The sequence below is a fragment of the Pseudomonadota bacterium genome (assembly GCA_016711215.1).
Lineage (GTDB): Bacteria > Myxococcota_A > Polyangia.
Genome location: JADJTL010000001.1, coordinates 1,118,154 through 1,143,723 on the forward strand (window position 1 = coordinate 1,118,154; position 25,570 = coordinate 1,143,723).

General features: G+C 68.9%; 21 protein-coding genes, 1 tRNA gene and 1 other RNA gene. 16 read left to right on the forward strand and 7 right to left on the reverse strand.

All coding sequences use genetic code 11. The features are described 5' to 3' along the window. Positions 1 to 13: 13 nt before the first annotated feature. On the reverse strand, positions 14 to 1,372 hold the full coding sequence (locus IPL40_04335) for an FAD-dependent oxidoreductase (GenBank protein ID MBK8480393.1): 1,359 nt from the start codon (positions 1,370 to 1,372) through the stop codon (positions 14 to 16). 241 nt (positions 1,373 to 1,613) lie between these two features. On the opposite strand from IPL40_04335, the gene IPL40_04340 reads away from it, so the two are divergent. From IPL40_04340 to IPL40_04405, 14 genes are all read left to right on the forward strand, one after another. Next, positions 1,614 to 2,267, forward strand: coding sequence for a CPBP family intramembrane metalloprotease (locus IPL40_04340; protein ID MBK8480394.1), 654 nt, complete (start codon positions 1,614 to 1,616; stop codon positions 2,265 to 2,267). Then, positions 2,264 to 3,226, forward strand: coding sequence for a biotin--[acetyl-CoA-carboxylase] ligase (locus IPL40_04345; GenBank protein MBK8480395.1), 963 nt, complete (start codon positions 2,264 to 2,266; stop codon positions 3,224 to 3,226). The genes IPL40_04340 and IPL40_04345 overlap by 4 nt, the downstream gene beginning before the upstream one ends. A 148-nt stretch (positions 3,227 to 3,374) precedes the next feature. Then, positions 3,375 to 5,375, forward strand: a complete 2,001-nt coding sequence (gene dnaG / locus IPL40_04350) for a DNA primase (GenBank protein ID MBK8480396.1) — start codon at positions 3,375 to 3,377, stop codon at positions 5,373 to 5,375. Continuing rightward, the gene (gene rpoD, locus IPL40_04355) at positions 5,362 to 7,500 is read left to right on the forward strand and encodes an RNA polymerase sigma factor RpoD (protein MBK8480397.1); all 2,139 of its coding nucleotides are present in this window, start codon (positions 5,362 to 5,364) and stop codon (positions 7,498 to 7,500) included. The genes dnaG and rpoD overlap by 14 nt, the downstream gene beginning before the upstream one ends. Positions 7,501 to 7,688: 188 nt before the next feature. After that, positions 7,689 to 7,761: transfer RNA gene (locus IPL40_04360), tRNA-Ile, on the forward strand. 49 nt (positions 7,762 to 7,810) lie between these two features. After that, complete coding sequence (locus IPL40_04365; protein ID MBK8480398.1) at positions 7,811 to 8,596, forward strand: hypothetical protein; 786 nt, start codon at positions 7,811 to 7,813, stop codon at positions 8,594 to 8,596. Between the two features lie 221 nt (positions 8,597 to 8,817). Continuing rightward, a complete protein-coding gene (locus IPL40_04370; protein MBK8480399.1) occupies positions 8,818 to 9,336 on the forward strand; it encodes a 4-vinyl reductase in 519 nt (172 codons plus the stop codon). Positions 9,337 to 9,408: 72 nt separating this feature from the next. Beyond that, on the forward strand, positions 9,409 to 9,783 hold the full coding sequence (locus tag IPL40_04375; GenBank protein MBK8480400.1) for a roadblock/LC7 domain-containing protein: 375 nt from the start codon (positions 9,409 to 9,411) through the stop codon (positions 9,781 to 9,783). Positions 9,784 to 9,790: 7 nt separating this feature from the next. After that, positions 9,791 to 10,417, forward strand: coding sequence for an OmpA family protein (locus tag IPL40_04380; protein MBK8480401.1), 627 nt, complete (start codon positions 9,791 to 9,793; stop codon positions 10,415 to 10,417). A gap of 58 nt (positions 10,418 to 10,475) precedes the next feature. Beyond that, entirely contained in the window at positions 10,476 to 11,942 is a 1,467-nt protein-coding gene (locus IPL40_04385; protein ID MBK8480402.1) for a hypothetical protein, read from the forward strand. 32 nt (positions 11,943 to 11,974) lie between these two features. Continuing rightward, complete coding sequence (locus IPL40_04390) at positions 11,975 to 13,648, forward strand: response regulator (protein MBK8480403.1); 1,674 nt, start codon at positions 11,975 to 11,977, stop codon at positions 13,646 to 13,648. Next, on the forward strand, positions 13,645 to 14,316 hold the full coding sequence (locus IPL40_04395; GenBank protein MBK8480404.1) for a HAMP domain-containing histidine kinase: 672 nt from the start codon (positions 13,645 to 13,647) through the stop codon (positions 14,314 to 14,316). Before IPL40_04390 ends, IPL40_04395 begins: the two co-directional genes overlap by 4 nt. Before the next feature lie 3 nt (positions 14,317 to 14,319). Further along, positions 14,320 to 15,252, forward strand: coding sequence for a DUF4388 domain-containing protein (locus tag IPL40_04400; protein ID MBK8480405.1), 933 nt, complete (start codon positions 14,320 to 14,322; stop codon positions 15,250 to 15,252). A 30-nt stretch (positions 15,253 to 15,282) separates the two neighbouring features. After that, the gene (locus tag IPL40_04405; GenBank protein ID MBK8480406.1) at positions 15,283 to 16,536 is read left to right on the forward strand and encodes a serine/threonine protein kinase; all 1,254 of its coding nucleotides are present in this window, start codon (positions 15,283 to 15,285) and stop codon (positions 16,534 to 16,536) included. A gap of 22 nt (positions 16,537 to 16,558) precedes the next feature. Here IPL40_04405 and IPL40_04410 read toward each other — a convergent pair whose 3' ends face one another. Next, a complete protein-coding gene (locus tag IPL40_04410) occupies positions 16,559 to 19,645 on the reverse strand; it encodes a DUF3365 domain-containing protein (GenBank protein MBK8480407.1) in 3,087 nt (1,028 codons plus the stop codon). Between the two features lie 140 nt (positions 19,646 to 19,785). Between IPL40_04410 and rnpB the strand changes: the two genes are divergently transcribed. Together rnpB and IPL40_04420 are read left to right on the forward strand one after the other, a co-directional pair. Further along, an RNA gene (gene rnpB, locus IPL40_04415) (RNase P RNA component class A) lies at positions 19,786 to 20,207 on the forward strand. Positions 20,208 to 20,261: 54 nt separating this feature from the next. Continuing rightward, positions 20,262 to 20,756 carry a ferritin gene (locus tag IPL40_04420; GenBank protein ID MBK8480408.1) on the forward strand — a complete coding sequence of 165 codons (495 nt, stop codon included), beginning with the start codon at positions 20,262 to 20,264 and terminating at the stop codon, positions 20,754 to 20,756. A gap of 69 nt (positions 20,757 to 20,825) precedes the next feature. On the opposite strand, the gene IPL40_04425 is transcribed toward IPL40_04420, so the two are convergent. The 5 genes from IPL40_04425 to IPL40_04445 form a co-directional block, all read right to left on the reverse strand. Continuing rightward, complete coding sequence (locus tag IPL40_04425; protein ID MBK8480409.1) at positions 20,826 to 21,413, reverse strand: cytochrome C oxidase subunit IV family protein; 588 nt, start codon at positions 21,411 to 21,413, stop codon at positions 20,826 to 20,828. Positions 21,414 to 21,463: 50 nt separating this feature from the next. Beyond that, positions 21,464 to 22,141 (reverse strand): cytochrome c oxidase subunit 3, encoded by a 678-nt coding sequence (locus IPL40_04430; protein ID MBK8480410.1) that lies wholly within the window; start codon positions 22,139 to 22,141, stop codon positions 21,464 to 21,466. 287 nt (positions 22,142 to 22,428) lie between these two features. Then, positions 22,429 to 24,123 (reverse strand): cytochrome c oxidase subunit I, encoded by a 1,695-nt coding sequence (gene ctaD, locus IPL40_04435; protein MBK8480411.1) that lies wholly within the window; start codon positions 24,121 to 24,123, stop codon positions 22,429 to 22,431. Between the two features lie 13 nt (positions 24,124 to 24,136). Further along, a complete protein-coding gene (gene coxB, locus IPL40_04440) occupies positions 24,137 to 25,117 on the reverse strand; it encodes a cytochrome c oxidase subunit II (protein ID MBK8480412.1) in 981 nt (326 codons plus the stop codon). A gap of 11 nt (positions 25,118 to 25,128) precedes the next feature. Beyond that, on the reverse strand, positions 25,129 to 25,563 hold the full coding sequence (locus tag IPL40_04445) for a hypothetical protein (GenBank protein MBK8480413.1): 435 nt from the start codon (positions 25,561 to 25,563) through the stop codon (positions 25,129 to 25,131). Positions 25,564 to 25,570 lie beyond the last annotated feature (7 nt).

The following is a 25,570-nucleotide window of genomic DNA, read 5'->3' on the forward strand; positions in this document are numbered from 1 at the left end:
ATTTACGGACTGATCAGTGCTCGGCTGCGGCTGGGTCGTCGGCCTCGAGCCGCCGCACGGCGCTCTTCGCCGCGCAGGCGCCGTCGCCCGCGGCAGCCGCGAAGGATGCGGCGGCCGGATGGCGGAGGTCACCGGCCACGAACGCCGAGGACTCGCCGACCACGCGCAGCTCGTGGTCAGAGCGCACGAAGCCGTGCGCATCGAGCCAAGCGTTGGGAAGCCCCTCGTTGTTGGGCTGCCAGCCGATCGCCACCAAGAGCCAGGGCGCCGGCAGCATCCGGCCATCGCGCAGCTCGACGGCCTGCAAGTGCGCCGCTCCATGGAGGCGCGCGACCTCGGCCCTCGTCAGCACGGCGATGGCTGGGCGCTCGAGCACGGCTTGCCGCAGTGGGTGGCGGGCGGAGAGCTGCCCGCCGCGGTGCACCAGCGTCACGGAGGCCGCGACCGGCAGCAGAGCGAGCGCGGCGTCGCAGGCGGTGTCACCGCCACCGACGATCACGATCGCCTGTTCCCGCAAGGTGGCCGGATCGGGGGGCAGCCTGGTCAGCACGCCCCGATCGAGCAGCTCGACGGCGCCGGGCGCCGACAGGGGGCGGCGCCGCAGGCCCGTGGCGAGGATCAGGGCTCGGCAGTCGAGGGTCAGCGCGCCGCCGTCCGGCGCCAGTCGCAGCGCCAGTCGCAGCCCCCCGGACCCCGCGAGGGCTCGGTCGATGCGCTGCACGCGCGCGCGCAGCCAGCGGCCACCGTGCGCAACGAATTGGCGCCGCAGCTGCCGCGCGAGCACGGGGCCCGCCAGCGGCGCGTGGGCGGGCAGGTCCGGCAATGGCTCGGTCGCCAGCAGCAGCTGCCCACCGAGCTGCTCGGCCGGATCGACCAGCAGCGCGGGCTGCCCGAGGCGCCAACACCAGAGCGCCGCGCTGAGCCCTGCAACGCCGCCGCCGGCGATAACGATCGGCGCCAGTGTCGTTGCCACGGCGTCCGGGCCGATCGCCTCGCAGGCCGCATCATCGGTGTCGGCAGTACAGCTCACCTCGACGCCGGCGGCGTGCGCGTGCGCAACGCAGTGCAGCTTGCGCAGCCGGATGCGCGCGCGCTGGACGCCCGGCAGCCCCAGCATCGCGTGCGCGAGCTCATGGGCCAGGCTCTCGACGAGCGGGTAGTGGCGCAGGGCGACGACGCGTTCGGCGAGCTCGGCGATCGTGCGGTAGTCGAGCGCGTCGCGCAGGCGCTGACTGGCCGCGGCGGCGGCGAGCTCGGCGTCGCCGACGGTCACTTCGATGTCCAGGCTGATCAACTGCTGGCGCTGCCGCTCTTCCGGCCAGACGCCGATTGAGGCGGGGAGGGCGAGTTGCTCGACGAAGACGGTGGCCATCGTGGACTCGGCGGCGCCCCTTGGGCCGCGACGCGAGATGGCGCAGGGTAGCACAGCCAGGCGCCAGCGCGCGCGCTCGCCGGTGCGGCGATGCTATGCTCCGCGCGATGGACGGCCGCGAGCCAGAGCCAGAGCAGCGCGAGGCGCTGGCCGGGGGCCGAGGGCGCCGCTCGCCTCGACGCTGCTGGTCTATGGCGCGGTCGTCGGCGCCTGCGTAGCTACTGCGCAACTCGGTGCGTTCGTGCCGCTGCTGCGCGACAACCTCCAGCTCATCGTCGCGGCGCTCTTCCTCTTCGTACCGACCGAGCTGCTGACGCGCGGCGGCGAGAGCTTCGCGCCCTATGGCTTGACCTGGCGGCCCTGGCGGCCGGCGCTGGGCTGGTTCGCGCTCGCCTCGCTGCTCTGTTTCCCGGCCTTCGCCGGCGGACTCGTCGTCTACTATCGGCTGGTCTGCGGCCGCCTTGCCGGGCGCTTGGGCATTGGAATGCCGACGGTCTATCGGCGACTTTGTCCGCGCTTCGTCGGCGCCTGGGCGCGGGCGCGCTGGCAGCCGGCAGCCGCGCTTGCTCAGGCCTTCTTCGAGCAGCTCGTCGTCGTGGCGTTGCCTGAGGAATATTTCTTTCGTGGATTCCTGCAGACACGGCTGGATCGGCGCTGGCCGGCGCGTTGGCGGCCGGGGGGCGGCGCGGTCGGCCAGGCGCTGTTCGTCAACGCGCTCCTCTTTGCGCTCGCGCATCTGGTCGTGGACCTCAACCCCTTGCGGCTAGCGGTGTTTTTTCCCGCGCTGGCCTTCGGCTGGTTGCGATCGGTCAGTGGAACGATAGGCGCGAGCACGCTCTTTCACGCCGCCTGCAACGTGGTCAGCGCGACCTTGCATCGGGCGCTCTTCCGATGAGCAGTCAGGGCGCGGCGACGGACAGCGCGACGGACAGCGCGACGGACAGCGCGACGGACTGCGCGACGGACTGCGCGACGGACTGCGCGACGGACTGCGCGACGGACAGCGCGACGGACTGCGCGACGGATGATGCGCTCGAGGCGGCGAGCGTGAGGTCTCGCCTCGGAACGCGGTGGCTCGGTCGCCAGTACCACCACCACGTCGAGGTTACGAGCACCAACGATGTGTTGACACGACTGGCGCAGGAGGGTGCGCCGGCAGGGACGGTGGTTGTTGCCGAGTCGCAGCTGCAAGGGCGCGGGCGGCGCGGGCGCAGCTGGCAGGCCGCCCCCGGCACGAATCTCACGCTTTCGCTGCTGCTTCGGCCGTCTTGGCGTCCGCCCGCGATTCCGCCCCTCAGTCTGGCTGTCGGTGTGGGCCTGGCACAGGCCTTGGCACGGTGGTTGCCAACTCCACCCCGCTTGAAGTGGCCCAACGACCTGCTCTGTGAGGGCAAGAAGCTGGCTGGGGTGCTGGTCGAGCTGGCGGCGGACCCGCAGGAGGTGCGGCATGCGGTGGTGGGCATCGGGATCAACGTCAATCAACTAGACTTCCCCGACCCGTTGAGTGCCACCGCGACCTCGCTGCGGCGCGAGCACGGCGCGCCGGTGGGTCGCGCCACCGTGCTGGCTGCTGTCCTCCGCGCGTTGGAGCCGCCCTTGGAGGCGGCGCTACGCGCCGAGCTCGGTCCTGTGCTGCGGCAGTGGACCGCCGCCGCCGCAGGCCTCGGGGAGTCCGTCGTCGTGCACACGCCAAGTGGCCCAGTGGCGGGTGTCTTGACGGGTGTCGATCCGGACGGCGCGCTGCGCTTGTGCGACGGGCAAGGAGGTGAGCGGCGGGTGCTCGCCGGCGACGTGCTGCTCGGTCCGCGTCCCGCCGCGATCACCGCTCGTGAGGCGGCCAGCGAGCGTGGTTGACAAGCAAGGCTTGGGTGCTACACACGGTCGTTTAGCTGGAAATGCGTCGCTGTCGGCTCTGGACCTAGCTGGTTCTTGACGTCTGTTGACGTGGTTCTTGACGTGGTCTTTTGACGTTGGTGCTTGACCTCGGGGTGTGGCGCACGTGGTGAGCCGGATTGCCGAAGACGTCGTCGCGCAGATTCGCGACCGCACCGACCTCGTCGAGGTCGTCGGGCGCCACGTTCAGCTCAAGCGGGCCGGCGCGAGCTTCAAAGGCCTCTGCCCCTTTCACGAGGAGAAGACGCCCTCGTTCAACGTCAACCCGGTGCGCGGCTTCTTTCACTGCTTCGGCTGTCACACCAGCGGTGATGTGATCGCCTTCTTGATGCAGATCGAAGGCCGGTCCTTTGCCGAGGTGATCGAGGATCTCGGTCGCCGCGCCGGGGTCGAGGTGCTGCGCGAAGGGGGCTCCGCGCCCGATGAAGCGCGCGCCCGCGTCCGCGCGGGGCAGCGTAGCGAACGCGAGCAAGCGCGCGCGCTCAACGCGCGGGTGGCTGCGCTCTACGGCCGCTGCCTGCGGGCGACGGGCGGCGAACCCGCGCGCGCCTACCTCGAGCAACGCGGGATCGACGCGCCGACCGCCGAGGCGTTCCAGCTCGGCTACGCGCCGGCGGGCGGCAGCCTCCTGGCGCAGAAGCTCCCCGAGGCCGGCGTGGCGCTCGAGCTCGCCGAAGCGCTCGGCTTAGTCGTCCGTCGTAAGGGCGGCGAGGGCTTCCGTGACCGCTTCTGGAACCGCATCATCTTTCCGGTGGTCGCCCCGGGCGACGAGGTTCTGGGCTTCGGTGGTCGGCTGATCGTTCGCGACGACCCTTCAGGTGCGCCACGCGCCGACACGGGACCCAAGTACCTCAACACCCCCGAGACCGTGGTCTATCGCAAGGGCGAGGTGCTCTATGGCCTGGCGCAGGCGGCGCCCGCGATTCGCCGTGGCGGCCAGTCGCTGCTCGTCGAGGGCAACTTCGATGTGATTCAGCTCTACCAGCATGGGTTTTGTTCGGCGGTGGCGCCGATGGGCACAGCCCTGACGACGCAGCAGGTGCGCCTGCTCGGTCGCTTCGCGCCTGCGGTGATCGCTGTCTTCGATGGCGACGAGGCCGGGCGAGCGGCGGCGCGCAAGGCCGTTCGCAGTCTGTTGGAGGGCCGCCTGGAGGCCAAGATCGGCGTCATGGCCGCCGGCGACGATCCGGACAGTTTATTGCGGCAGCGCGGCCGCGAGGCAATGCAGCAGGTCTTGGACGCCGCGGTGCCCGCCGTAGACTACTTGATCGACGAGCTGCGCAAGACGGTCGACGACTCGATCCCCGGGCGGGCGCGCCTGCTGGAAGAGGTGGCGCCGATCATCGCCCTGCTGCCCAGCAGGGTGGCCCAGGACCTCTATGTCGATCGGCTCAGCTTCGCGGCGCGGCTCGAGCGCGGCGTGGTCCTGCGCGCCGTGCGCGAGGCCGGAGGCGAGGCGACCTCGCCCCATGGCGGCCGCGCGCAGCCCGCGCACCGAGCGTCGACGCTGGTCGGGGTGCGAGCGGACGGGCGCCCGCAGTACGCGGAAGCCGCGGGAGCCGCGCTGGATCCCTCCGACCTCGCGCCGGATCCCTCCGACCTGGAGCTGCTCAAATTGTTGCTCGGGAATCCGCTTCTGCTGCCGCGGGTGCAGGACGCTGGACTGCCGTTCCTTTTGACAAACGAGCAGTTGCGGGCTACCTATGCGGCCGCGGAGGCGGCCCCGCGCGATGGGAGCGGACGGATCGACGTGGTGGAGCTGCTTCGCGCCGTGCCGCTGGCGATGCGTGACGCCGTAGCGTCAGCCGCGTCGGCGAAGGATTATCTCGCGGACGGCGATGCAACCAAGGCTTTCGATGACTGTGTGGCCTCGATGGCGGCGCGGCGAGCCGATCGGATCCTCGCGGCGATCAAGCAGCGGATCGCGCGCGCCGAACAGCAGCGAATTGGCGACGGGGAGGCAGCGGCGCAGGACAAGCGGCGGCTGATCAGGCTGACCGGCGCTCAGTCGCGCATCAGGCGAGCGCGCGAGGAGCACCAGGCCGAGACGGTCTGGGGCCTGATTCGCGAGCTCGTCGAGGTGGAGCAAGAGATCCATGAAACGCAGTGAGCAGCAGGGAACGAAGAAATCCAGCAAAGCGGCTGGCGCTGGCGTGGCGCGCAAAGCGCCTGCCGCGCGTGCCAAGGCGCCGGCCGCAAAGAGCGCGGAGTCGCCCGCGCCACCGGCGAAGGGGGCACGGCGATCCAGAGGCCGGGCCGCGGCGCAGGAGAACCCTGCGGTCAGCGCGCGCATGCCCGAGGCCGGCGACCACGACGGCGAAGAAGAAGACGACGACGATGACGACCTCAAGCCGCCACCCCGGGCTACCCGCCGCGGTGGGGCCTCGAAGTCCAGCGCCTCGGGCAACGGGGTGTCGGCCGCGGGAGGGCCGGCGATCGGCGAAGAGCTGCTCGAGATCTTCGACGACGACGAGCCCGAGGTGCGCGCCGTCGTCGCCGGTCAGAGCGCCGACGAGCAGCGCGAGCGCCTCATCGCGATGGGCAAGCAGAAGGGCTATCTGACCTACGAAGAGGTGAACGACCACCTGCCGGAGAGCATGAGCTCGCCCGAACAGATCGATGAGTGGCTCGAGGTGCTCGGGGAGCAGGGGATCGAGGTCGTAGACGCACCGGCGGCCCGCGCCAAGAGCGCTGCCGCGCCGGTCAAGGAGGTCGAGGAGAAGGAGGAGGAAGAGGACGCCGCCTACTCCAAGACGAACGATCCCGTGCGCATGTACCTGCGCAAGATGGGATCTGTCTCGCTGCTCACCCGTGAGGGTGAGGTCGAGATCGCCAAGCGCATCGAAGAGGGGGAGCGCCGCGTGCTGCAGGTGGTGCTGAACTCGCCGATCGCGGTGCAGGAGATCCTGCGCATGGGCGATGCGTTGAAGAAGGGTAAGCTGTGTGTCAAGGATGTCGTGTGTGGCTTTGATGAGGAGGATGTCGAGTTCGACGAGGCCTGGCACGTCGAGCGCGTGGTCAAGGTGATCGAGAAGGTCCGTCGACTCGATCGCGAGTGCGTGCGGCTGCAAGAGAAGCTCGGGGATAAGCGGGTCAGCGACACCCGGCGGAGCAAGCAGCAGCAGGCGATCGACGCCAATCGCGAGGAGATGTTCGATCTGCTCTCGGACCTGCGGATCAACAAGAAGCAGATCGAACAGATCGTCGCGCGACTCAAGGAGCTGGTGGCTCGCATCGAGAAGAGCGAGCTGCAGATGCGCGAGATCGCTGAGAAGACAGGCATGACGACGAGCGAGGTCCGACGAACGCTGCTCGAGATGCGACGTTCACCGAAGGACGAGCGCCGCATCATGAAGAAGCTCGGCTTCACGGCCAACGACCTCGTCGAGATGGACCGGCAGATGAAGGAGTCGCAGCGCGAGGTCAAAGAGGTCGAGGAGGTCGCGGACCTCTCCGTCGAGGACCTGCGGCGCACCTACCAGGAGATCGCCGAGGGCGAGCGCATGGCCGAGAAGGCCAAGGGCGAGCTGGTGGAGGCCAATCTGCGCCTGGTGGTCAGCATCGCGAAGAAGTACACGAACCGCGGGCTGCAGTTCCTCGACCTGATCCAGGAAGGCAACATCGGGCTGATGAAGGCGGTCGACAAGTTCGAGTACAAGCGCGGCTATAAGTTCTCGACCTACGCGACCTGGTGGATTCGGCAGGCGATCACCCGTGCGATCGCGGACCAGGCGCGGACCATCCGCATCCCTGTCCATATGATCGAGACGATCAACAAGCTCGTGCGCACCAGCCGCTATCTGGTGCAAGAGCTGGGGCGCGAGCCGATGCCCGAGGAGATCGCCGACAAGATGGAGCTGCCCCTCGATAAGGTGCGCAAGGTGTTGAAGATCGCCAAGGAGCCGATCTCGCTGGAGACGCCCATCGGCGAGGAGGAGGACTCGCACCTTGGTGACTTCATTGAGGATAAGAGCGTTGTCAGCCCCTCCGAGGCGGTGATCAACATGAACCTCGCCGACCAGACGCGGAAGGTGCTGGCGACGTTGACGCCGCGCGAGGAGAAGGTTCTGCGGATGCGCTTCGGCATCGGCGAGAAGTCCGACCACACCCTCGAAGAGGTCGGCCAGGACTTCGAGGTTACGCGTGAACGCATTCGGCAGATCGAGGCCAAGGCGCTGCGTAAGCTGCGCCATCCCTCGCGCTCACGCCAGCTCAAGAGCTTCGTCGACAATTGATGCAGCCCACTGGTAAAGATCCGCTGGCGGGTCGTTGTTGCGCCTCGGTCGGGGGTGGCCGGAGCCCGCGCTGGGCGCGGCGGCTGGCGTTGACATTCGCCGGAAGGCGCGACAGATTGTCGCCGTTCTTGGTCGGCCGTCGCCTTCGGCGGTGGTCGTCGACCGGGGCAGGTTTCGAATAGGGCTCAGGGCCCATAGCTCAGCGGTTAGAGCCACCGGCTCATAACCGGTTGGTCCCTGGTTCGAATCCAGGTGGGCCCACCGTGCTGGCCAGTGCTGGCGAGACGGTGGCTGCGAGGGGAGCCGATCATTGCGCGAGGAGCTGAAGTTACTGGAAGAGCTGCAGGGGGTTGACCTCGAGCTGCAGGAGACCGACAAGGCCCTTCAGGCACTGCCTTTGCGTTTGCAGGAGCTGAAGCACGACGTCGAGAGCGTCGACGCCCTGCTGGTCCGCGAGCGCAAGCAGCTCGAGGACGTGCAGCGCTACCGCGGCGAGCTCGAGCAGAGCCTTCAGCGCGATCAAGATCAACTCAACAAGACCAAGGCGAAGCTGACCCAGGTCAAGACCTCGCGCGAATACATGGCGGTGCAGCGGGAGTTCGAGTCCAGTCGGCGGCTGATCAACGAGCGCGAGCTCGAGTTGGCCAAGCTCACCGGCGCGATCGATCAAACCCAGGAATCCGTCTTGCGCCACGAACAAGAGCTGGAGGGGTTGCGGACGCACTTCGGCGAGGAGGAGCAGGCCACCGCCACCCAGATGGCGGCGCTCGAGCAGCAGGTCGCCGGTCGCCGCGGCGAGCGCGCCGCCCTCGCGACGCGCGTCAGCAAGACCGTCGTCCGCAAGTACGAGCAGATTCGCCGCCAGCGTGGTGGCCTCGGTCTCGCGGCTGCACGGGAGGGGGTCTGCGGCGGGTGTCGCATGCATCTGCCACCGCAGCTCTACAACATCCTGCAGCGCGCCGAGACGCTGGAGCAGTGCCCCAACTGCCAGCGGATCGTCTACTTCCCCGACCAGAGCGAGGCGCCCGCGAGCGCGCCGTTTGAAGCGGACGCTGCGCTGAGCGCGGCCGTCGCCCCGGTTACCCTCGAAAGCTGAAGCGCCGGGCCCGCGTTGCCGCGCGCGCGTGCTCGACGAGCGCCGGCATGCGGCAGCGCCCACCCCGCCGTCGTTGCTCCCACCCCCTCCTTCATTCCTTCGTGCTGCGAAATCCCCGCGCGCCTTAATCATCGCCCGCACCGGTCGATGAGGAAGGCTAAGCAGGCATCAGGCCGGCCCCCGGGAGGGGCCGCCGCACGTCGCCGCTGGAGGAGCGCTCAATGTCTCAAGAGCAGACGAAGATCGAACAAATCTCGAAAATCTGTCGGCCGCAGACCGGAGAGGACGTCCCGCTGGTGCTCTTTCGGGCCTTTCGTCACTTCACGGCGGACTACGTCGCCCAGCTGCTCGGTAGGCGGGCGACGCTGGTGTTCCAAAACGGTGGCCGCGAGCTCGGCCGCGAGGCAGGCAAGCTGCTGAAGCAGGAGAGCCTCGACGACTACCTGCGTGCAGTCATCGGCTTCGTCCGCGACATGCGGATGGGCATCCTCCAGCCGCGCGAGCTGAGTGATAAGGCCATCATCCTCGGGCTCGAGGAGTGCCTGACCTGCGCCGGGATGGACAGCATCGGCAAGCGCATCTGCCACTTCGAGACCGGCTTCGTGGCGGGAATCGTCGAGAGCTTTCTCGGCAGTCGGGTGCGGGCCTTCGAGAGTAAGTGCAACGCCGCGGGTGAAGGCATCTGCGAGGTTACCGTCGATCTGACCAACAGCATGACCAACGACGCGCCCGGCGCCTGAGCGCCGCGGGCTGGATCACGGTTCGAGAACACCCAAGTTGATGCCCCATAGCGGGGGGGAGCGGGAGACACCATGGCAGTCGTGACCAAAGTCGAGCAAATGAACGGCGTGCTGCGCAACCTCGGCCACTCGTCGGCGGATATCATCGGGTCCGCGATTCTCACCTCCGACGGCTTCGTCGTCGCCTCGATGCTCCCCGCGGAGCTCAACGAGGAGATGATCTCGGCGATGGCCGCCACGCTCCTCGGCGCCGGCGAGCAGATCGCCAACGAGGTCGTCAAGTCGGGCCTGGAGCAAACCTTCGTCAAGGCGAAGGAAGGGTATGTCTTCGTCAACGCGATCACCGAGCACGAGGTGCTCTTGGTCCTCACGACCTCGCGCGTGAAGCTTGGCCTCATCTTCATGGAGGCCCGCAAGCGTTCCGAGGAGCTGCTCAAAGTCCTGTGACATGCTGTTGCCGACGAGAAAGACTCAGCAAGCTGCCCTGAGCGCCGTGCTTGGCTTCGGCTTCGCGGATCTCGCGCTGCTGATAGTGGTGCTCGGTCCGGCCATGCAGCGCGAGGACGACCTGGCCCGGTCCCGGCTGCCGGCGCCCGGGAGGCTGGCCGCCGTGCTGCGCGACGACCCGAAACGAGCTGCGACGCGGCTGCCTGAGGGGCCATCGGCAAGCGAGGAGGGTTTGACTCCCGCCGGCGCGCCGGCGGTTGCGCCGGCGGTCGCGCCGGCGGTCGCGCCGGCGGCGGTCGTCTCCGAAGGCCTGCCGGTGCTGCTCTTCGGGACGGGCGCCGCAGGGTTGACCAGGCCGATGCGGCAGACCCTGCGGGCCGTCGCCGCGACGATGCGCGCCTCGGACGACCTGCGGCTGCTGTGCCGCAGCCACGCCGATGCTCGTGGCACGACAGAGGCCAATCTGCGGCTGAGTCAGCGCCGCGCGCAGTCCGTCGCGGCCGCGCTGGTGCAACTGGGCGTGGCGCGCGACCGTCTGACGCTGGAGGCCCTGGGGGCCAGCGAGCCGGTGGACGCCGCGTCGACGCCAGCGGCGTGGGCTCGCAATCGCCGCGTCGAGCTGCGGTGGCAGTAGAGAGCGCGGCAGAGAGTGCAGTAGCGGCGGGTCTGAAGGCAGGTCTGAAGGAAGGTCCATGGATATCACCCAGACTGTAGCTGCAGCCTCGGTCGCCGGTGCAGCGCTCTTTTACGCGGGCGGCTATCTGACGCGCGCCCTGCGTCGTGGCGGCGGCCTGCCCGCCGACGATCCCGCTGCCGCCGCCGAGCCCGGGCCGCCCGCTGCGGAGCGCGACCGCCTCGAGCGCGAGCTGGCGCGTGCGCGCTCCGGGGTCCAGGCGGCGCAAGAGGCGCGGGATCGATTGCAGGCGGAGCGCGACGCCGTCGCTGGGCAGCACCAAGCAGCGACGAGCGAGGCGCAGCGCGAGCTGGCGCGCCTGCGGGCCGCCCTGGTGCAGCAAGAGGAGACCTCGGCAGCGCGCGGCGACGAAGCCAAACAGGCGCGGGTCGAGCTGCAGCGCCAGGTAGACGAAGCCAAACAGGCGCGGGTCGAGGTCAAACGCAAGGCAGAGGAGACCGCCAGGCTGCAGGCCGAGCTGCAGCGGCTTGGCGGTGAGGCCGAGCGCGCGCATGGCGCGCAGGAGCAGCAGGCGAAGGAGTTCGCGCAGGCGCGGCGTCGAGCCGAGCAGGCGTTGGCCGAGGCCGAGCGAAACGAGCGGCGCCGCCAGGACCTCGAGGTGGAGCTGGAGGCGCAGCGGGGCGCCCTACAGGAGGCCGTCAGCGCCGCGCAGCGGGCGAGCGCCGAGGGGCAGGCGCGAGCGGCGAAGCTGCAGGAAGACCTGAAAGCAGCGGAGGCGCGCGCGGCGCTGCGTGGCGCGGCCAACGACGCTCAGCGCCTCGAGCAGCTCCAGAACGAGCACGCCGAGCTGACGCAGCAGCTCGCGCAGCTCCGCGCCTCCAGCGTTCCGGCCGACGAGGTCGAGCAACTTCGTGGCAAGCAGCGCCACATGCTGGTCCAGGCGCGCATGATGCAGCAGCAGCTCGGCGAGATGGAGGAGCACGCCCGCGAAAACGTTGGCCTCAAGCAGCAGCTCGAGCGGGCGCAGACCGAGCTGGCCACGGCTGAAGCGCGCAGCCAGGCGCTGCGCCGCGCCGAGGCCCGGCTCTTGGCCGCTGGCCTCACGGTGGACGATGCGGCGCCGCCCCGACCGCTGACGGCCTCACCGACTTCGGCCACCGCACCACGCGCCAACGCCCTCGAGCAGCAGCTCGCACGGCTGGTGGCGCCGGGGGCGGCCCATGCGGTGGTGTTGGCGGACGAGCGCGGCCTGCAGCTCGCCGCGGCCGGTGTCGAAACCTATCATGAGGCGCTGGCCGTGCTCTCCGCCCACGTTGCGGAGCTGCATCATCGGGCCAGCGAGCTGCTGCCCTTCGGTGACGCGCGTTCGCTGCTCTTGGTCGATCGCAACGGGCTGAGCATCGGCGCTCAGCTCTTTCACGCGGCAGGCCAAGGCTTTCTGGTGGCTGCGTTGGGCTCCAGCCTGGAGCAGCGACAGGAGCTCGGGGAGGTTCTGGAGGCTGTCACGGAGATCGTCGAGCGCTGAGCGCGTCAAGGTCAGCGCGTGAAGGTGAGTGCATGAGATCCTATCGCATCCTCGTCGTCGAGGACGATGCCACCCTCGCCGAGCTCTTGCGCTGCATGTTGGAAGGTCGCGGCCACCGCGTGCGGGTCGCCTATGATGGGCGCCAGGGGGCGGACCAGGCGCATGCCTGGCTGCCGGACCTGGTGCTGATGGACCTGCACATGCCGGTGATGGACGGCCTGGCCTCGGCGGCCGCGATTCGGCAGCATCCGGCGACGCGCTGGGTGCCGATCATGGCGACCACCGCGCTCGATGATCCGGGCGACCTGCTCCGGGCGATGATGGCGGGGTTCAACCGCTACATCCGCAAGCCCTTTCGAGAGGAGCAGCTCTTCGCCGAGATCGAGGACCTGATGCTGACGTCGGAGCGGCGGCGCCGGTTGGCCGCGCTGGCCCTGACGCCCGCCCAAGCCCAGACCCAGGTCACGCTCGATCGCGACCGGCAACAGATTCTGCGCGAGCTGCTGGTGACGCTACAGCGTCGGGTGCACTGCGACTTCTTCGCCGTCGGGTGGACGCGGCCGGCGAAGTCCGGCCTGGTCCTGGTGGTGGCTGGCGAGACGGCGTCTTGTGAGCTGGTCGACGCCCTCGAGCAATGGGTCTGGGGCGAGGGGCGCGACGAGCTTCGACCCGAGCGCCTGGTGGTGACCGCCTCGCCGGCAGCTTCCGCTGGCGCTGAGACGGCGAGCGCCGAGCAGGGCCCGCGCGCGGCGGCGGCCTCGCCCCTCGAGCAGTCCGTGGCGTCCCTGGTCCACGTGCCCCTGCTGGTCTCGAGTGAGAGCAGCGGCTTGCTCCTGGTCGGGAGCTTCAGCACGCATGATTACGACGCGGCGGAGCTCGAGGCGATCGACGCCTTTTCCCAGGAGGTGGCGCGCGTCTGGCAGCACGATGTAACAGTCGCGGGGCAGCTCCTGCAGGCGAACGCCGACGATTCGATCGACGCGCTGATCGGCGAGATCGATGTTGCCGTGGTCGGACCGGTCGATCAGGCCAGGCGTTGGGCGGAGGCGATCAGCTGCGCGATCGGCGGTGTGCGGCTGAGCGCGGTGGCCGACAGCGAGTCGCTGGTGGAGACGGTCGATCCGCCCCTCCTGGCGCTGGTCGACCCGCGCTTGATGCCGGCGGTCGAGGAGGTCGCGAATCGTCGCGCGCGAGCGGGGCGGCGGGTGCTGCCCGCCATCGCGCTCGAGCCCGCGCTCCTCGAGGGCCCCGAGCGGCGGATGGGCGCCTTCGTGATGATGAGCCTGCTGCTGGCGCTGATGGACGGCGGCCGCAGCGGCTGTCTGCATGTCGAGCAGCGCGGCGGGGGCCCGGCCGGGATGATGGTGTTTCAGCGCGGGCGGGTGGCCTGGGCCATCTCCTTGGCCAGCGGCGTCTCGTTGCTCAAGATCATCTCCGAGGTCTGCGGCATCAACCCGGAGCAGCTGCGGTCGGTGGTGCGTCGCAGCGTTGCGGCGCGTGAGCGGCTGCAGCAGGTGCTGGTGGCCGAGGGTCTGGTCTCCGTCCCGAGCTATTCGGCGGCGCTCAAGACCTACCTGACGGCCAGCGTTGGCCATCTGCTGCAGGTCCCCCACCCGGACTTGCTCTGGTCGCGCGAGATCCGCGTGGCGCCGACCGACCTGACCTTCGATGGCACCGAGATCGTCATGTCGAGCGTCTTCGCGTGAGCCCCCCGGAGGCCACCGAGACTGAGCGGCTTCGGGCGCTGGCGCTGGCCCTGGTCCACGCCCTGCGCAGCCCACTGGCCGCGATGAGGGCCGCGGCAGAGGAGGGGCGCGACCAGCCGGCTGCTGCTGCCACGGGAGCCGCTTTCGCGCTGATCGACGAGCAAATCGAGCGCATGGACACGATGCTCGGCGACTTCGCCCTGCTCGCGCGCGCCCGCGCCGCGCGCCGCCGGCCGGTCCACCTCCGCGGCCTGCTCGACCGGGCCTGTCCGGCCATCGCGCCCCGTGTCACCACCGCTGCACTGCCTGTCGCGATCGAGGCGCCCGACGACCAAGAGGTGACGGTCGATCCCGCCCAGATCGAGCGCGCGCTGACTGAGCTCTTGACGAATGCTCTCGAGGCGCCCGGGGTGAGCCGCGTGGCGCTCAGCGCCGTCTACGAGGCCGACGAGCTGCGCTTGGCGGTGAGCGACGACGGAGCGGGGATCCCGGCGTCGATCAAGGCACGGGACGGCGAGCTATTTGTCAGCACCAAGCCGTGGGGGACGGGTCTCGGGTGGGCGGTCTGCCGAATGAGCGCGCGGGCGCACGGCGGCGAACTGACGATTGACAGCGCAGGAGGGCGAACGACTGCCAGCGTCGTGCTTCCCTCGCGCTCAGAGGGGTAGCCGATGCCCAAACGACGCAAGGTGCTGATCGTCGACGACGACCCTGGAGTGTTGCTCAGCGTCGCGCGCGCGCTGCTCGGCGACAACGAGCGCTACGATGTGCTGATGGCGGTGTCTGCCGAGGTGGCGCAGCAGATCATCAACGAGATGACGATCCATGCGATGATCACGGACATCTCGCTGCCGGGGATCAGCGGCATCGATCTCCTCTGCTGGGTCGCCTCGCAGTCGCCGGAGACCCAGGTCGCTGTCCTGACCGGTGCCGACCTCGAGGAGGTCCGCGGTCAGGCCTATCGCGTGGGCGCGCTGAGCATCATCAAGAAGCCCTTTCAGGCCGTCGCCGTGCGCAGTTTGGTCGTCTCGATGATCGACAATACTGGCTCGCTGAGCGGGCGCCTCTCACGGATCTCGGTCGCGGATGTGATCCAGATGCTCTGTCTCAGCCAGCAGACGGCCGCGCTCCACGTCGTCGATGGCAGCGAGACCGGCGTGATCCTGATCGAGAACGGCGAGATCTGCCATGCGATCTGGGGCAGCCTCAGCGGCGAGGCCGCGGTCTTTCGCGCGCTGGCGGCCCGCGACGGGAGTTTTCAGGCCCGCGATGCCCCGAGCGATACCCAGCGCTCGATCACAGAGAACTGGCAACATCTCTTGATCGAAGGCATGCGGCGACAGGATGAGGCGTCGGTGGGACGCGATCCGGACCTCGATAGCGTCTTCGCCGAGGGTGCGGCGACGACCGCGGTTGAAGCCCCGGCACGCGCGAGACGCCTCGATCCGGCGGCGGCGGCGCGGCTGCTGCAAGAGGGCTTCGCCAGTCTCAAGCGTGGCGACCGCGCGGAGACGCAGCGTCTCTGGCAGGAGGCGCTGGCCCTCGATCCCGATAACCACGTCATCGCCGTCAACCTGCGACGACTCGATCAGCAGAGGTCCTAGTCGGCGGCTGGGGCAGAGGGGCAGGGCGAGTTGTTGCAGCCCGGATCACGCCTGGGCCCGTATCAGATCGTCGCCCCGCTGGCGCGGGGTGGCACGGCGCAGATCTTTCTGGCCCAGCTCCCCGGCGCGCAGGGAGAACCGCGAACGGTCGTGCTCAAGGTCCTGCTGCCGCACCTGGCGCAGGATCCCGCGTTCGTCAGGCACTTCGGCGCGACAGCCGTCTTGGCAAGTCGGCTCGATCACCCCAACCTCACGCGCGTGACCGACTTCGGGGAGGCCGACGGACGGTGCTTCATGGTGATGGACCATGTCGTCGGCCGCGACCTGCGTCAGATCCTCGAGGCGCTGCGTCGGCGCCGCGAGACGATGCCGATCTGGGTCGCGCTGCGGATCGTCGGCGCGGTCTGTCGTGGGCTGCACCACGCGCATGAGCTCCGCGACGAGGCCGGCGTGCGCCTCGGACTCGTGCACGGGGATGTCAGCCCTGACAACGTGGTGGTGTCCTACGCTGGCGCGATCAAGCTGATCGACTTTGGGCTTGGGCACGCCGAGCCGTGGGTCGATGCCCCGGGGAGCTCGGGGCTACCGCTCGGCAAGCAACGCTACATGGCGCCCGAGCAGATGTTTCGCCTGAGCATCGACCGCCGCGCTGATGTCTATGCTGCCGGCGCGGTGCTCTATGCGTGCCTGACGGGCTTCCCGCCCTACGGTGGAGCCAACGGCGCGACGCTGCGCCGGCAGGTCCTGCGCGGCGCCCCTGTCCCCGTGCGCCTGATCAATCGAGAGGTCTCGCCCCGCCTGGAGGCCGTCGTGCTGCGCACCCTGGCGCGCGATCCCGGCGCGCGGCACGGCGACGCGCGCTCTCTCTCGGCCGAGCTCGAGGAGATCCTCGGTGCCGGGGAGGATGCCGAGCGTGGTCTGGGTTTCTATGTCGAGTCGCTCTGCGTCGAGGAGGAAGAGGCGGAGGGTCGAAGTGGGCGTCCGGTTGCTCCTCTAAGCGCCGGGCCCCTTCGCGCGGCGCGCGCTGCGCCGGGCTCTCGGGCCCTGCGCGGCCCCCGCGGCGGGAGGGAGGTGCCGCTCGTCGCGGGCTCGCCGGGCGCGCGCGATGCGGCGGCCGAGCACTTCGTCACCGGCCTCGAGCTGGTGCGTCGCCGCGCCTACGCCGAGGCGCTGGTCGAGTGGGAGCGGGCACTCGCCCTCGTCCCAGACGATCGCATCTACCGCCTCAACGTCGACCGGCTGTGCTGCAAGCTCAGGGCGCTGGCGCAGGCCACGCCCGACTAAAGGGCCGACGGGCGCGAGCGATCTAGGCGCGTGGGGGCAGCAGCTCGGCTCGGCTCAGCTCGCCGAGCAGCGCGTCGACGGCGCCGCGGAGGGCCGCGATGCGCGGCTCGGCGAGCGCCAGGCGCGGGTCGTGCTCGAGCTCCCCGGCGAAGGCCACGACCGTGCCGGCGGCGAGGTTGCTCGCCGCGCCCTTGAGCTTGTGGGCGGCGGCCCGCAGCGCCGCAGGATCTGCGGCAGCGAGCGCGCGATCCAGCCCATCCAGCAGCGCCGGGGCCTCCTCGCTGAAGACCGAGGCGAGCAGGCTGACCATCGGGACGTCGCCTTCCCAGCGCTGCAGCAGCGTCTCGGCCTCGAAGGTCTCGTAGCTCGGTGGCGCGGCGACGGGCTCGCGAGGGGGGACCGACGCCGGCTGGGCAGCGATCACAGCCTCTTCTGTACCGGGACCGAGGCCGCCAAGGCAGCGACCGAGGACGGCGGCGATTTCGGCGCGGCTGACCGGCTTGCCGAGGAAGTCGTTCATCCCCGCCTCGAGGAAGCGCCGGCGGTCGCTCGGCAGCGCATGAGCCGTCATCGCCACGATCGGCACCTGGTGATCGAGGACCGCGGACTGCGGATCGCGGATGCGCGCGGTCGTCTCCAGGCCGTCGAGCACCGGCATCTGGATGTCCATCAGCACGGCGTCGTAGCGCCGACGGCTCAGCGTCGCGAGCGCTTCGGCCCCGCTGGAGGCGACGTCGACCCGATGCCCCAGGCGCACGAGGTGCGTCGTCGCCACGAGCTGATTGGTCTGGTTGTCCTCCACCAAGAGCAGGTCGAGCCGGCGGGTCGGAGCGAGCGCATGGCGCATCGTGGTCCGTCGCGAGGAGAGCGCCGTTACGCGCTCGCCGCGCTCGACGCGCGCGAGGATGCGACTGAGGTCGCGGCGCTTGAGCGGCTTGGTGAGCTGAGCGTGCGCCACGGAATCGTCCGGACTGGAGGCGCGGGCGGCAGTGGCCAGTGGGACCATGCTGACGATCGTCAGGGCGCGATCCGCCTGGCGCAGCGCCGCGGCTACGGCGGCGCCGCCGGGCGCGTCTTGCGCCAGCAGGAGGACGATCGGACCGATCCCCGCCTCGCGCAGGCGCTGATGCGTCGCGGCTAGCGCGGCAGCGTCCTCGACCGTGCTGCAGGCGCTCCCACCACGGCGGAGCAGCGCAGCGCAGGCGGCGCGGCTCGCCGTGCGCGGCTCGAAGAGCATGACGCGGGGCGGCGACGCTGGTGCGCGGGGCGCTGGCTCGGCGGAGGGCAGTGGGTCCCCTTGTGTCGTCAGCGGCACCGCGAAGGAGAAGGTGCTGCCGCGGCCCTCCTCACTCTCCGCGCCGATCTGACCGCCCAGGAGCTCGACCAGGCGCCGGCTGATCGACAGGCCGAGACCGGTGCCGCCGTACTTGCGACTGGTCGACGCGTCGGCCTGGGTGAAGGCGGTGAAGAGCGTGCCGAGCGTCTGCGGCGGAATGCCAATGCCGGTGTCCCTGACCGCGCAGCGCAGCTCGATTCGGTCGCTGCCCAGCGGGGCAGCGCTGACCGAGAGGACGACCTCCCCCGTCGCCGTGAACTTGATCGCGTTGCCGGCGAGGTTGGCGATGATCTGCCGCAGGCGGGCGGCGTCGCCGTGGAGCCGCAGCGGCATGCTCGGATCGACGATGCAGGCGTAGTCCAGGCCCTTATGCTGCGCGCGCACCGCGAGCAGGTCGTTGATGCCCTCGAGCAGCTCGAGCAGCTCGAAGGGCTGCTCGTCGAGGTCCAGCTTGCCGGCCTCGATCTTCGAGAGATCGAGGATGTCGTTGAGCAGGCCGAGCAGCCCGGTGGCACCCGCATGCAAGGTGGTCGTGTAGCGCTGCTGAAGCTCGTCGAGCGCCGTCTCGCCGAGCAGATCGGTCATCCCGATGATCGCATTCATCGGCGTGCGGATCTCATGGCTGACGTTGGCCAGAAACTCGGCCTTGGCCCGATTCGCGCCCTCGGCCTGCCGCCGCGCCTGAACGAGCTCGCTGACATCGACGAGGTTGATGACGACGCCCTGGTAGCTGTTGTCGCGGTAGATCGGCTGGATCCGTACGATGGCATCACGCGCGGCGAGGCGCTGCTCGACGACGACGGGGGTCGAGTTGGGCCGGCTGGCAAAGGTTGGAAGCAGCAGCGCCAGGCGCTCGCTCAGCAGCGCGTCGGGCAGCTCGAGCAGGGGTCGGTCGATCGCCTGCTCGGCGCTCAGGGGCAAGAAGGCCGCGAGGCTCGCGTTGGCGGCGACGACCGTACCTTCGCGGTTGGCGAAGACGACGCCCTGATCCATGCCGGTGATGATCGCGTTCAGCTTCTGGTTCTCGCGCAGCGCCGCGTCCTGCGCGGCCTGGATCCGCTGATGACCGAGGCCGATCGCCAGCAGACCGATCAGCAGCAGGCTGAGGTGGGCGACCGTGAGGGCGCCAATGCGCGCGGCGAGCAGCGCTTGGTAGGGCTTGTAGGGCACGCTGACGCTGATGCCGCCGCGGACATCGCCGACGCTGTAGCCTTGCCGTCGATGGCAGGCCAGACAGGAGGCGTCGGTCAGCAGCGGACGGAGCAGGCGCAGGTGCGGCTCACCGTGCAGGGGGACGATCCCCGCCACCTGCAAGGCGCCCTCGTTGAGGCGCTCGAGGGCGCGGCGCTCCCAGGGATCGGGGGCGTTCTGTGGGCGTAGGGGACGCAGGCTCGTGATGCGTCCAGAAACGGCATGCGCCTGGTTCTGTAGATCGAGCACGGCGCGGGTCATGTACGAGGGGTTGATCAGCGTCAGCTTCTCACCCTTCGGGGTGACGATGTCGCGCTCTTCGACCAATCCCATCAAGTAGGGATTGGGCGGCGTCGCGGCACTCACCCGCGCATAGACGCCGCCGAGCTTGGCGTTCCAGGCGCGGTAGAGCAGGTCCTTGTCGAAGAGGGCGCGGGCCTTGGCGATGGCCGTCTCTTGTACGGCCTCGGCCGTGCCGTGGCGATTCCAGTAGAGCGAGGCCGCGATCACCGCGATCCAGGCTGCCGCCAGCCCCCAGGCATAACGATTGAGCCTTCCGATCGCTGGCCGTTTGGCTGCCATGAGCGTGTCCTTGGTCGGTAGATCGAGCCGAGAACGATTCTATACGGCGGTCTTGGCGCGACAAAGTGCGCGCCCGAATGGCGATCGGACGCTTGACTTGGCGCGCGCTCCGCGCATGCTAGCGCCGCGTTGCTTCCGCCGCAGCCGGCAGGGTGATCGCTGCCGGGTCGCGCTCGCGCGGCCAGGGGGAGGAAAGTCCGAGCTCCATAGGGCAGGGTGCCGGGTAACGCCCGGTGGGGGTGACCCCAAGGACAGTGCCACAGAAAGCAAACCGCCGGAGGTCGCCGGCCCGCGCTCTCGCGGGACGCCGGCCGCGGTAAGGGTGAAAGGGTGCGGTAAGAGCGCACCGGGGGCCTGGCAACAGGACTCGCATGGCAAACCCCACCCGGAGCAAGACCGAACAGGGAGGGCCCGATCCTCGTGGTCGGGCCGGGGCGGCCCGCTCTCATCCCAGGTAAGGTCGCTCGAGCCGGCTGGTAACAGTCGGCCTAGAGGAATGATCGCCACGCGCGGCGGGCAACCAAGGCGCGGACAGAACTCGGCTTACGGCCGGTCTGCGACGGAATGCAACGCTCTCGCAGCTTCTCGTTGAAGACTCGTTGACGAAGAGGAAACCATGATCAATCAGAAAATCGAAGACGCCCTGAACCGACAGATCAACCTCGAGCAGGCCTCGGCCCAGCTCTACCTGGCGCTGAGCGCGCACTGCGAGGCGAAGAGCTTTCGCGGTTTCGCCCACTGGCTCCGTCAGCAGGCGCAGGAGGAGACGGCTCACGCGATGAAGCTCGTGACCTTCCTGCTCGACCGCGGAGGCCGCCTCGATCTGCGGGTTATCGAAGCGCCGCCGAAGGAGTTCGGGACGGTCACGCAGGTCTTCGAGCAGGTGCTCGAGCACGAGCGGAAGATCACCGGCAGCATCAACGCGCTCTTTGAGTGCTCGCGCCAGGAGAAGGACTTCGCCAGCGAGATCACGCTCCAGTGGTACGTGACCGAGCAGGTAGAGGAGGAGGCCACGGCGAGCCAGATTGTCGATCAGCTGCACGCGATCGGCGAAAAGGGTGGCGGGATCTGGTATCTCGACTCGAAGCTCGGCAAGCGCGGCACGAAATAGGCGCCCGCAGCAGGAGGCGCGACGCTTGGGCTCAAAGCTGAGCGTCGTGCCTCAGCTCGCAAGCGGGGATCATTGGGGGCTCACCCCAGCGTCGGCGCGCGCTGACCCCGTGGATCGCGCGCCGAGGGCCTTGGCGCCCGCGACGGGCCTGGCCTCCGCAGCATCTCCTGGCGTCGCATCCGCGCTCGCGGTTGCCGCTTCCGGCGCAAGACTCGGCGCAGCACTCGGGGCGGGCGAGGCAGCGGCCTGCGCCGCGGCCAGCCGGCGCCGCAGCTCGGCCTCTTCCTCGGCATTCTGCCGTTCCTGCGCCAGCACGAGGCTACCCTGCTCGGCGAGGATCGCCGGCCGGCTGATCAGATCGATGAAGGTGAAGCCGAACATGAAGATCAGAAAGACGCCCGACGCGAAGAAGACCAGCTGGTGCAGCCGCGGGTCGTACTTGAGGTGCATAAAGTAGCCGACCACGAGGCCGGCCTTGATCAGCGCGACGAAGAGCGCCAAGTAGAGCGCGCCGGAGCCGAGGTCCGCGTAGGAGATCCCTACGGTGACGCCGGTCAGGGCGATCAACGCGGCGTAGATCCCCAGATAGACGCGCACGGGCGTGATTGGGTGGGCGCCGGGCGCGGCGCCGCCGTCGAGGACGACCTGCTCGCTCATGGTTCGAGGCTCCTCATCGCATCAGCTCGATCTGCTCGTCGCACCGGCGCTCATCGCACCAGATAGAGGAGCGGGAAGAGGAAAATCCAGATCAGGTCGACGAGGTGCCAGTAGAGCCCGACGTTCTCTACCGGCGTGAAGTACGCGCGCGAGAAGTCAAGCCTTCCCGCGCGCCGCCAGACCCAGGCCAGGAGCAGAATGCCGATCAAGACGTGCAACCCATGCAGCGCCGTCATCGCGAAGTAGAGCCCGAAGAAGATGTGCGGCTTACCGGCGAAGGTGAGGGCGAAGGTGTTCGCCCCCGCCCGGGCGCCCCAGACCTCTGGGTCCTCGGCGGCGCCGTTGAAGGCGGCGCTGTGGGCGAGCTGCGCGCCGCTGACTGTCAGCGTCGTCTCGGCGCGCGTGATCGCGCGCACGGGCATGTGATGAGCGGAGAGGGCCCGCAGCAAGGCATCACGACTGACGGAGTAGCTGGGGTCGAATTGGAAGTGGACCTGCTCCGGCGCCGAGCGCAGGCGAAAGGCGTGCTGCAGTCGCGCGCGCTGCGCGTCGTCGAGCATCCCCTGCGCCGTCAGGTAGCTGCCGGGAAGCAGCCCATCGTGGAACTTATGAGCGTACTCGACGTACTTGACGCCGAGGAAGGTGCAGGCGAGGGCGATCGTGACGAGAAGGTTGCGGCGCAGCGAACGCAAGGCGCCGCGTTGCGCCGCGTGCACCGCCAGGACCATCGTCAGGCTGCTCGTGATCAGGACGACCGTATTGAGCGCGCCCATCGGTACGCTGAGGTGCTCGTGCGCGCTGAGCATCGTCTCCGGATAGAAGAAGCGCACGGCGCCATAGGCGAGGAAGATCCCGCCGAAGAACATCAGCTCCTGCGCGAGGAAGAGCCACATCCCGAACTTGGCCGACGCTTCCTGCTGCGCCGCCGTATGGAAGTGGTGCTGCAGGAAGGGCGCCTGGTCGCCTGTTGGCTTGCTCACGGCTTGCATGTCCTCGTGCGCCAACGGATCGGCGACTAGCTCGCCGCCGCCGTGGCGGTCTGTGAATCGTCTCGGAAATCATAGGGTCCTCGGCTGCAGACCGGATCGTCATCGAAGTTGGAGGTCGGTGGCGGGCTCGCCGTCTGCCACTCCAGCGTGGCCCCGCCCCAGGGGTTGGCAGGGGCGCGCTGCCCGTAGAACAACGAATGCAGCAGATAGCCGGCCATGATCAGGAAGCCGAGGGTCAGCAGCTGCGAGCCGAACGAGGAGAGGCGGTGCAGCAGCTCGAAGAGCGGTAGCTGGTCGGGAGCGACGAGGTCGTAGCTGTGGTAGCGCCGCGGCATGCCCTGCGCGCCCAGGAGGAACTTGGGGAAGAAGGTGCCGTTGAAGCCGACGAAGACCAGCGCCGCGCCGACTCTGCCCCAGCGCTCGCTGAACATCCTCCCGGTGAACTTGGGCCACCAGTGGTGCAGTCCGCCGAGGAAGGCGATCACGGTCCCGCCCATCATCACGTAATGGAAGTGGGCGACGACGAAGTAGGTGTCATGCAGATGGATGTCGGGGGTCAGCGAGCCGAGGAAGATGCCGGTCAAGCCGCCGATGGTGAAGGTGAAGAGGAAGACCAGGGCGTAGAGCATCGCCGTGGTCAGGGCGATCGATCCCTTGTAGAGCGTAGCGACCCAGGAAAACACCTTGATCGCCGTGGGCACCGCCACGGTGAAGGTGAGGAAGGAGAAGATCATGCCGGCCAGCTCGCTCTGGCCGCTGACGAACATGTGATGACCCCAGACGAGGAAGCTGAGCAGCGCGATCGCCAGCGACGAGTAGGCGATCGCCCGGTAGCCGAAGATCGGCTTCTGGCTGTGCACAGCGATGATCTCGCTGATAATGCCGAAGGCCGGAAGGATCATGATGTAGACGGCCGGATGTGAGTAGAACCAGAAGAAGTGCTGATAGAGCACCGGGTCGCCGCCCATCGCCGGGTCGAAGATGCCGATGCCCAGCACGCGCTCGGCCAGCAGCAGCAAGAGCGTGATCGCCAGCACCGGGGTGGCGAGCACCTGGATGATCGCCGTGGCATAGGTCGCCCAGAGGAAGAGCGGCAGCCGCATCCAGGTCAGCCCCGGCGCGCGCAGCTTGTGGATCGTGACGATGAAGTTGATCCCGGTGAGGATCGAGGAGAAGCCGAGCACGAAGACGCCTAAGGTGGCGGAGATGACGGCCGTTCCGGTCTGCGTGCTGTAGGGCGTGTAGAAGGTCCAGCCGGTGTCCATCGCGCCGGCGAGAATCGAGTAGAGCAGGAAGACGCTGCCGACCAGGTAGATCCAGTAGGAGAGCAGGTTGAGCCGCGGAAAGGCGACGTCCTTGGCTCCGATCATGATCGGCAGGAAGATGTTGCCGAGCGAGGCGGGGATCGACGGGATGATGAACACGAAGATCATGATCGCGCCGTGCAGGGTGAATAACTTATTGTAGGTGTCGGCGCTCAGCAGGTCAGGCTTCGCCGACATCAGCTCGAGGCGCAGGACGACGGCGAGCAGCCCGCCGATGAAGAAGAAGGTCAGCACCGAGATCAGGTACATCACGCCGATCCGCTTGTGATCGAGCGTGAAGAGCCAGCTCAGGAGGCCACGTTGCGCCGTCAGGTAGTTGGCGGGCGCCGCGCCCGCGGCGGTCGCAGCGAGCGCCTGGTCAGCCGGGGCAGGCCCCGCTTGATCGGCCGTGGTCATCGCTTCACCTCGGTCATTTCAGCGTCTTGATGTAGTCGATCAGCGCGTTGATCTGCGGATCTGTGAGCAGGCCCGAGAAGGTCGGCATCAGCGGCTGGAAGCCCTTGACGACCTTGGCGCTCGGGTTCATCAGCGACTCCCGAATGTAGTTGTCGTCGATCGTGACCGACGTGCCGTCGCTCATCTCCTCGGTCTTGCCGTAGCGCCCGGCGAGCGGTGGACCGGGCAGGCCCATCCGGTCGGTGGTGCGGCTGTGACAGGTCACGCAGGCCTTGGCGACGAAGAGCTTTTCGCCGTCCGGCGGGCCGCCGCCGGTCTGCGCCCACTGCTCGAAGTCCGCCGTGCTGACGACCTTGACGCGGGCGTGCATCTGCGAGTGCCCGCGGCCGCAGTACTCGGCGCAGAAGATGTCGTAGCTGCCGAGGCGCGTGGCCTCGAACCAGGCTACCGTGTAGCGGTTGGGGAGGACGTCCTTCTTGATGCGGAAGGCGGGCACATAGAAGCTGTGGATCACGTCGGCAGCCGACATCGTTAGCTTGACCGGCCGCCCCTGAGGCACAACGAGCTCGGTCGCGCCGACCACCCCATGCTTGGGGTAGTCGAAGGACCAGCTCCATTTTTGCGCCAGCACGCGCACCTCGATCGCTCCGGCGGGCGGCACGCTGAGCGTGACGTAGTCGCTGAAGCTCCAAAAGAAGATGCCGACGAGGATCAGGGCGGGGACGACCGACCAGGCGATCTCGAGCCGGTGGTTGCCCTCGATCTGGCTCACCTTCACCGGCTGGCCGCGCCGCCGACGGTACTTGATCACGAAGGCGATGGTCAGGCCGACCACCAGCAGGAAGAAGAACGCGCTCAGGTAGTAGATGAAATAGAAGAGCACATCGCCGCGCTCGGCCGCCGTCGAGGCCTGTTCGGGCAGCCAGAGCGTGCCGCGGCTGGCAGCGCCTTCGGTCGCCGTGGCCGTTGCGGTGAGCAAGGGGTAGATGGTCATCAGCTCGGGGCCTAGCGTGCTGCGGCTGGCAGGATCACACGCGCTGCAGCCGGTGGAGCGGGGGTAGGTGAGGGGGCCAGCGGCGCCGGGGATGGGCTCGCCAGCTCGAGTGGCGCGATCAGCGCCGGGTCGGCCGCGAGCAGCTCCATCGCGCGGGCGACGGGGATGCGGAAGAGGCCGCGCGGAGCGTCCACGACCTCATAGTGGTTGAGCAGCCGACGGTCGCGGGCGCGCAGCTCGGGCAGCGCCGGGGGCACCTGGGAGAGGTCCTGGGCGACGAGCTCACGCTGCGAGACCGCGTCGAAGTACTGCCAGAGCGCGAGCACGACGATCACCACCAGGCCGAGTAGGGCTAGCACCCAGAGGCCGACCTGGACGACCGGCAGCGCATCCGCTTCGACACCGGGGCTCGCGGAGGCGGCGGGAGCTTCTTGTCGCTCGGTCATCGTGTCG

Coding starts and splice junctions, on each gene's coding strand:
- IPL40_04335 (MBK8480393.1), bottom strand. CDS start 1,372: ATGGCCACCGTCTTCGTCGAGCAACTCGCCCTCCCCGCCTCAATCGGC.
- IPL40_04345 (MBK8480395.1), top strand. CDS start 2,264: ATGAGCAGTCAGGGCGCGGCGACGGACAGCGCGACGGACAGCGCGACG.
- rpoD (MBK8480397.1), top strand. CDS start 5,362: ATGAAACGCAGTGAGCAGCAGGGAACGAAGAAATCCAGCAAAGCGGCT.
- IPL40_04370 (MBK8480399.1), top strand. CDS start 8,818: ATGTCTCAAGAGCAGACGAAGATCGAACAAATCTCGAAAATCTGTCGG.
- IPL40_04375 (MBK8480400.1), top strand. CDS start 9,409: ATGGCAGTCGTGACCAAAGTCGAGCAAATGAACGGCGTGCTGCGCAAC.
- IPL40_04385 (MBK8480402.1), top strand. CDS start 10,476: ATGGATATCACCCAGACTGTAGCTGCAGCCTCGGTCGCCGGTGCAGCG.
- IPL40_04390 (MBK8480403.1), top strand. CDS start 11,975: ATGAGATCCTATCGCATCCTCGTCGTCGAGGACGATGCCACCCTCGCC.
- IPL40_04400 (MBK8480405.1), top strand. CDS start 14,320: ATGCCCAAACGACGCAAGGTGCTGATCGTCGACGACGACCCTGGAGTG.
- IPL40_04410 (MBK8480407.1), bottom strand. CDS start 19,645: ATGGCAGCCAAACGGCCAGCGATCGGAAGGCTCAATCGTTATGCCTGG.
- IPL40_04420 (MBK8480408.1), top strand. CDS start 20,262: ATGATCAATCAGAAAATCGAAGACGCCCTGAACCGACAGATCAACCTC.
- IPL40_04425 (MBK8480409.1), bottom strand. CDS start 21,413: ATGAGCGAGCAGGTCGTCCTCGACGGCGGCGCCGCGCCCGGCGCCCAC.
- IPL40_04430 (MBK8480410.1), bottom strand. CDS start 22,141: ATGGTCCTGGCGGTGCACGCGGCGCAACGCGGCGCCTTGCGTTCGCTG.
- ctaD (MBK8480411.1), bottom strand. CDS start 24,123: ATGACCACGGCCGATCAAGCGGGGCCTGCCCCGGCTGACCAGGCGCTC.
- coxB (MBK8480412.1), bottom strand. CDS start 25,117: ATGACCATCTACCCCTTGCTCACCGCAACGGCCACGGCGACCGAAGGC.
- IPL40_04445 (MBK8480413.1), bottom strand. CDS start 25,563: ATGACCGAGCGACAAGAAGCTCCCGCCGCCTCCGCGAGCCCCGGTGTC.